1 protein-coding gene is annotated in these 927 nt (G+C 68.3%); it reads left to right on the top strand.

Annotation, left to right across the window (positions count from 1 at the left end; genetic code table 11):
- On the top strand, positions 1 to 927 hold a 927-nt coding region (locus tag AC1DKD_RS41585), incomplete at both ends, for a 1-deoxy-D-xylulose-5-phosphate synthase N-terminal domain-containing protein (protein ID WP_477144780.1).

The raw sequence follows: 927 nt of genomic DNA, 5'->3' as shown, positions 1-927 counted from the left end.
GGGCATGGTGGTGCCGGCCACGCTGTTCGAGGAATTCGGCTTCAATTACATCGGCCCGATCGATGGCCACGATCTCGAGTCGCTGGTGCCGACGCTGCAGAACATCCGCCAGCGCGCCCTCGAGGGCGGCGGCCCGCAGTTCCTGCACGTGGTCACCAAGAAAGGGCAGGGCTACAAGCTGGCCGAAGCCGACCCGATCCTCTACCACGGTCCCGGCAAGTTCAACCCGGCTGAAGGCATCCGTCCGTCGCCCAAGCCGGCCCGCAAGACCTATACCCAGGTGTTCGGCGATTGGCTGTGCGACATGGCTGCCGCCGATCCCAAGCTGGTCGGCGTGACGCCGGCCATGCGCGAAGGCTCGGGCATGGTGGAGTTCGAAAAGCGTTTTCCGAATCGTTACTACGATGTGGGCATCGCCGAGCAGCACGCCGTGACGTTCGCGGGCGGCCTGGCCTGCGAAGGCCTCAAGCCGGTGCTGGCGATCTACTCCACCTTCCTGCAGCGCGGCTATGACCAGCTGATCCACGACGTGGCGCTGCAGAACCTGCCGGTGGTGTTCGCGCTCGACCGTGCGGGCCTGGTGGGCGCCGATGGCGCCACCCACGCCGGCGCATACGACATCGCCTTCCTGCGCTGCATCCCCAATATGATGGTGATGACGCCGGCCGACGAGAACGAATGCCGCCAGTTGCTGACCACGGCCTTCCAGCAGGACTGCCCGACCGCCGTGCGCTATCCGCGCGGCGCCGGCGCCGGCGTGGCGACCGAGACCGCGCTCACCGCGCTGCCGGTCGGCAAGGGCGAGATGCGCCGTACCGGCGGCGCGCGCGCCGGCCAGCGCGTGGCCTTCCTGGCGTTCGGCTCGATGCTGCACCCGGCTTTGGGCGCAGCCGAGGCGCTCGATGCTTCGGTGGCCAACATGCGCTT

The sequence above is a fragment of the Cupriavidus sp. 05T313 genome, from assembly GCF_056396665.1.
The sequence above is the reverse complement of the archived record's forward strand: the minus strand, read 5'-3'. Positions and strand labels throughout refer to the sequence as shown.